The sequence below is a fragment of the Hyella patelloides LEGE 07179 genome (genome assembly GCF_900659865.1).
GTDB classification, from domain to species: Bacteria; Cyanobacteriota; Cyanobacteriia; order Cyanobacteriales; family Xenococcaceae; genus Hyella; species Hyella patelloides.
In genome coordinates this window covers 1-6,102 of the sequence record NZ_LR214111.1, presented here as the reverse complement: position 1 = coordinate 6,102, position 6,102 = coordinate 1, and the positions used below count along the sequence as shown (strand labels likewise).

General features: G+C 33.9%; 7 protein-coding genes and 1 pseudogene. 1 reads left to right on the top strand and 7 read right to left on the bottom strand.

All coding sequences use genetic code 11. The features are described from left to right. Positions 1–137, bottom strand: a pseudogene (locus tag H1P_RS39590) (peptidase M28); the annotation flags it as partial. Between the two features lie 102 nt (positions 138–239). Further along, a complete protein-coding gene (locus H1P_RS30025; RefSeq protein ID WP_144874662.1) occupies positions 240–656 on the bottom strand; it encodes a lysozyme inhibitor LprI family protein in 417 nt (138 codons plus the stop codon). A gap of 696 nt (positions 657–1,352) precedes the next feature. Here H1P_RS30025 and H1P_RS30020 point away from each other — a divergent pair. Beyond that, positions 1,353–2,276: a nucleotidyltransferase domain-containing protein gene (locus tag H1P_RS30020; RefSeq protein ID WP_144874660.1), complete on the top strand. Its 924-nt coding sequence runs from the start codon at positions 1,353–1,355 to the stop codon at positions 2,274–2,276. A gap of 21 nt (positions 2,277–2,297) precedes the next feature. On the opposite strand, the gene H1P_RS30015 is transcribed toward H1P_RS30020, so the two are convergent. The 5 genes from H1P_RS30015 to H1P_RS29995 form a co-directional block, all read right to left on the bottom strand. Further along, a complete protein-coding gene (locus H1P_RS30015; protein ID WP_144874658.1) occupies positions 2,298–3,068 on the bottom strand; it encodes a YebC/PmpR family DNA-binding transcriptional regulator in 771 nt (256 codons plus the stop codon). 31 nt (positions 3,069–3,099) lie between these two features. After that, complete coding sequence (locus tag H1P_RS30010; RefSeq protein ID WP_144874656.1) at positions 3,100–3,873, bottom strand: DUF1868 domain-containing protein; 774 nt, start codon at positions 3,871–3,873, stop codon at positions 3,100–3,102. 16 nt (positions 3,874–3,889) lie between these two features. After that, positions 3,890–4,501, bottom strand: a complete 612-nt coding sequence (locus H1P_RS30005) for a rhomboid family intramembrane serine protease (protein ID WP_144874654.1) — start codon at positions 4,499–4,501, stop codon at positions 3,890–3,892. 273 nt (positions 4,502–4,774) lie between these two features. Next, positions 4,775–4,954: a DUF2839 family protein gene (locus H1P_RS30000; RefSeq protein ID WP_144874652.1), complete on the bottom strand. Its 180-nt coding sequence runs from the start codon at positions 4,952–4,954 to the stop codon at positions 4,775–4,777. Between the two features lie 325 nt (positions 4,955–5,279). Then, the coding region (locus tag H1P_RS29995; RefSeq protein WP_144874650.1) for an FAD-dependent oxidoreductase at positions 5,280–6,102 on the bottom strand (823 nt) is incomplete at its 5' end.

Sequence of the window (6,102 nt, the reverse complement as noted above, 5' to 3'; positions counted from 1 at the left end):
GTAGTAACCTCTCCCCATTGGGATAATTGCTGACGAATATATTCTTTTACGAAAAAATGTCCTCCAGAAGCCAGATAAGGATCGCGTTCTCTGGTAATTTGATTTAGGTGATTGTAAAGTTTTTCTGTTAAAGTCACTTTCAGGATTTAAAATTAATATTTAATTATTAAATTAATAATAGTCAAATACATTTAAAATGAGCTAACAAATTCCAATCTAAACAAGTAATTTTCAATTATTTAAGGCTTCAAATAAGATTCTAAATGCTGAATACGTTCTTTAGTTAAGCGAGTAAGACAAGAAGAATATATCAGGGGTTGAATCGATCCTCCTTGATATCTACTCGCAGCATATTCACAATTTAAATCTCTAAATTTAAGCCAAGCTAATTGAGTATTCATTAGCTGCTGTTCTCGCTCTGTATTTTGATTTTTTTTCCTGAGTTGTTGATAAACTTGATTTAATTTTAAATCTGCCTCTTGATATTCTAAATGTGCACAGTTATTCAGTTCTATTTGAGTTACAGGGCGATCGCAATTATTGGGGAAATCTTCATTAGATATAGATTGTGCAGTAGCAATATTAGATGTAGAATACATTACGATAGCAGTAGTAATTACTCTCAATCTAATTAGTTGATTTAATTTATAGTTCATATGGTTTCTACTGGGAATGACTATATCGTTGGATACTCGCAAAAGGAATCGATTTTTTGTTCTGTAATTAATTGAAAATTTTAAAATTTCCACAAACAAATTATCATCATCCAAATTTAGACCAGAATTCAACTGAGCCAACTTAACTTTTTCATTCTCCCCAGTACCATCGCTATCGTAGAACAATTCGCCACTAAGCTTAGACGCATTTAGATTGCATTAATTAAATTACCTTTATTTTTTTTACTCCAATTGATAGTTAATTTTCCTTGATTTAAAAGATTATCAACTACCTTTAGGATAATTATGAATTAGCCTTATAAGTTGAACTTGAAAAATCAAATTAATTAAATAATATCAGTAATTAATTAATGGCTAAAGTGGTTTTTGCTGCCCAGTTTTCTAGTTAGCGATCGCGCAGTGCCAGGCTTCGCCCGATTGCATCATAATAATTAAGAGAAAAAAATGGTAAATTGTTACTATTTTCACTCCTAAAAGTTGCAATTAAAATTTATTTTAATTGTATTACAAAATATTTATGAAAGAGTTCTAAGGTACACCAGGCGTAGAGTCAGGGAATAGAGAACCCCTGAATGAGAAATAGTGCTTTCGCAGTTTTTCGCGAGCCTTTGTCGTATAAAAGTAGAGTGTATTATAATAAAATACATATTGGTTACCAAGAATAAACATCGAATTGTGAATCCTAACTTAATTATTCCAGTCGGTACTCAAGTAGTAAGCCGTATTGAGATTAAAAATAAAGATCGAAAAATTATTTGTTTACAGGGTGCTGTAGGGGTAGTTGTTTATTCACCTACAGATAATTCCCATAACTATAAAGTTCGTTTAACCAACGATAGTGAAATAATTCTACGTCGTCATGAATTTAGTATCCGTAAACATTATCAAAAGCAAGGACTACAAGATGCTAATGATATGTTGGCAGAATTAAACCTTTATGATTATGTCATTTATCGTTGCGTGGTTGGTTCGAGAGCTTTTGGTTTAGATAATGAACATTCTGATACAGATTTAAGAGGAATTTATTTACCGCCTGCGGATTTACATTGGTCTTTATATGGTATTCCCGAACAGTTAGAAAATCACGATAATCAAGAATGTTATTGGGAATTACAAAAGTTTATTATTTTGGCACTAAAAGCAAATCCTAATATTTTAGAATGCCTATATACGCCCATGGTAGAAAAAGTAACACCGATTGCCAAAGAGTTACTCGCTAATAAAGAAATCTTTTTATCTCAGTTAGTTTATCAAACTTACAACGGTTACGTAATGTCTCAATTCAAAAAAATGGAACAAGACCTACGTAATAAAGGAGAGATTAGACTTAAACACGCTATGCACCTAATTCGGTTATTACTATCAGGAATTACTGTCTTAAAAGAGGGCTTTGTTCCTGTAAAAGTAGAAAATTATCGGGATAATTTATTAGCAATTCGTAATGGAGAAATGCATTGGAAAGAAGTTAATAAGTGGCGATTAAGTTTACACGAAGATTTTGATGATAGCTTTCGCAATACTTCATTACCAGAACGTCCTGATTATGAAAAAGCAAATCGTTTTCTAATTAAAGCAAGAGGTTCATTAGTTAGTAATTAATTTAATTGAATTTAAGATTGATTAGTACTGCAAATTAGCTGCGATTAATTCTTCTGCAATATCAAAATTAGCAATGACATTCTGCACGTCATCTAAAGATTCTAAAGTATCGATAGTCTTAAAAAGCGATCGCACTTGTTCGGGATCGGTTACTTCAATGCTATTATTAGCTATCCAGCGTAACTCTAAGTCTTTGACAGCAAAACCCCTATCTTGCAGAGTTTGATTGAGGTTTTCGAGGTTAGCTACTTCTGTTAGAATTTCCGCTCCTTGAAAATCCCTATCTTCGATTAATTCGTAGGTATCTGCACCTCCTTCTAAAGAGGTTTCTAGTAAAGCTTCTTCGTCAATTTCTCCTTCGAGGGTAACAACACCTTTTTGCTCAAACATCCAGCTAACACAGCCAGTTTCCCCTAGATTACCGCCATTTTTAGTAAAAGCAGCCCGAATATCCGCAGCAGTGCGATTACGATTATCAGTTAAAGCTTCGATGAGAATTGCAACACCTCCAATTCCATAGCCCTCATAACGAATTTCTTCTAGGATTGCAGCTTCGTCTTGATAAGTACCCGCACCTTTAGCAATAGACTTATCAATATTATCATTGGGAACACCTGCTGCTTTAGCTTTTTCAATAGCTGTACGGAGTTGAAAATTACCTGTGGGGTCAGGGATACCATTACGGGCTGCTACGATAATAGCGCGGGATAATTGAGTAAATGTTTGGTTTTTTTTCGCATCTACTCGCGCCTTTTGCCTTTTGATATTAGCCCATTTACTATGACCTGCCACAGTTTTTTCTACTCCTAACAGTACTCAAATCTTAAAAAGAAATAGCTGCCCAATCTGGTTGGCGATGGTAATTTAGCATATCATCAAATTTACGTAATTCTCCACGTTTAACAGTTATTAAAGTAGGCTCACCTTCTAACAAGCGATCGCTTATTTGAGAGATAATAACGCATACTTCAGAGCGATTTAGGCTCGCATTAATAGGACCAAAATAGCCTAGAGTAATGTGTGCAGTAAAATCATACTGTTGCTCAATTCCTAATGCGATTAAACCCGCATTTTGATAAATACAACGGCGCAAATCCAAAATAGTCTGATAACTGGCTTGATCTTTTGGTGCCAGACACGCCACAATAGCACGGGGTCTAATAGTAATACCTAAAAGTTGCCATTGAATGGGGTTGCGATCGTTAGTAGTTGTTTGATACTGCTGAAAACTCTGGTTAATTTGTTCTCGCAGTTGAGTTTCAAACTGAGGATTTTCTTGGACTGCTTGTTGATAACTATGATCCCAAACAAGATCGGCAATTGTAAAATGAAAGCTTTCTGGTGTTAAGGGGATCACAAAACCAGGCTCTAATTGTTGAATAATACTTTGTTGTATTAATTGAATTTGACTATAAAATTTTTGATTATCAGCATCATCTTTATTAGGCGGTGTAATAACACTATAACCAGGAAAAGGTACAACTTTACCGTCAATAAATTTAGGTGATGTTTGGATGGTTTGTAGTTGACTAGAACAAGTTCCAGGAAGAGTTAATTGAGCTACGCGATTGATATATTCTTGATAAGTTTCGTTCACTTTATTTTTTTAGGTACTATTCAAAACTAAGTTTAGATAACAGCAGAGTTGCACTAACCAAAAAACCAATAATTAAACCAAAAAGATGACTATAGAAACTGATTTGAGGAATTAAGTTATCTAAGATAGATTGTAAAACAATTACGAAAATTACAGTACGGAGGCGTTTGGCATTGAGAGGGTTTTTATGTTTTAACCAGATTTGTAAAGCGATCGCCAGTAAAGTGCCAATTAACCCCATAATAGCTGCTGATGCCCCCATCAGAGTAATATTAGTATTTCCTGATTGCTGATAAACAATAGCACAGACCAGCATCGAACCAATGCCACTAGCTAGATAAATTAATAAATACCTCCCTACTCCCAGATTTAATTCTACTAATCTACCTAAAAAAAACAGGGCAAACATATTTGTACCCAGGTGCAAAACACCAAAATGCAAAAAGTTGGCATTGAATAATCGCCACCACTCCCCAGTCCAAACTTTTTCAGGAATTAACGCCCCTAGACTATCTAAAGCAACAAAGTTTTCACTACCTCCAGATTGAATTTCTGCAACAAATAAAGCTAAATTAAGAGTTATGAGTATATAGGTAGCATAAGGTATCGTTTTACTAAATGTTTTCATTGTAAAAAGGGAGTTGTTGGTTATTAATTGTTAGCTGTATATATTGCCTTTGTAAACTAAATAATAAATTAACTCTGTATCATATAGTACTCGCAAGATGAAGTGGCAAGGTCATTAAAAATATTGAGATTTTCAACATAAAGTTCTCAAGAAACAAACTAAAACAGAACTTACTTGATTTATGGCTTCTTTTAATAATTTTCAAGATAAATTAGCTTGAACAAAAGATTGGTTGAGAACAAGTTCATGAATATTTTCAAGGGATTGAAGTAATCAATAAAATAGGGGTAACCATAAAATAATAAAAGAAATAATCCCAATTATTACACCTTCAATAGTCCATCTGATTAATTTTTGTTTCTGAAACTCTGATATTTCCCAACTGAAAAATTTAGTGGTTTTGATTGTAGAGTTGTTTTTAGTTTTTGGTTGGCGGTTTTTTGCTTTACCCATTTTGTCGATCTTGTAGTGATTGTTTTTTGATTATATATAGCATTACGTTTTAAAGTTAGGACATTTTATAAATCGCTACTCGCTACTGCGATGCACAGCGAGTCCTTTAGGGCTACTCACTACTTACGAGCCAACAGCTTTCTTGTCCTAACTCAATCTTGTACGGCTATACTTATGCGATGCTTACTCATTAACTTTAAAAAAGTAAAAGTAGAAATCAAAAAAATTATCAGAAACCGCATATAAAACCAAACAACCAAACTTTGACCCCATCTGTGTAAAGAGTGCTTAAAGGGTGTAGACGCTACTATCAAATCAATCAACCTTAATCCAAAATTTTTTCTACTAATAACCAGTTACCAGAACTATTTAGCCTTCCCACAAGCTTAATCAACTTTCCTGCTTGCCAATCTAAAAGTTGTTGATTAATTTCGGGATAAATAGTAATCAATTGCCATGTTCGATTTTTATTCTCAGAAGGCTCAATTAAAGTAATACTATAATTTTGTTCGCCCAAATAACTGAAAATACCACAAAAATAGCTCCCAGTAGCTACAGTCAAATTATTAATATCTTCACCAGGGCAATTACCATCATAAGGATAATCTTCAGGATGTTCTAAATAATACCTTTGCCAAAATAACCATTGAGAATGACTAGGAGTTAAATTGAACAAAGGTATTACCGCAGCAGGAGCAATTTTATCATTAACTAATGCTTCTTGAATTTCTCTAACTGCTAACTCTCTAGGTTGGCAATTACGCTGAATACATAATGCAGCAGCTATTCCCGCAGCTTGACCAATATTCATAACTACTGGTTGTAAACGAGTACTGCCATTAGCGATATGAGAAACAGAAATATTTTTTTCTGCTACTAATAAACCATCTATATATTTTGGCACAAGGGCATTATAAGGAATAGTAAAAGGTGTGCCTGTCCATCTACCTCCCCAACGAATTGATTTTGCTGTTAACTTAAAATCTCTACCAGGATAATGATGATCGTTAGCATAGTTACCGATCGCAATTGTATCAACTTCTCCTGCTTCATTTATCGGTAATGATGCAACACAACCATTAGCTATAGGTAAGATATCATGTTCTGTAACTGTAGTTTTTCCTTGTAATCTGCGACTTTCCCGATAG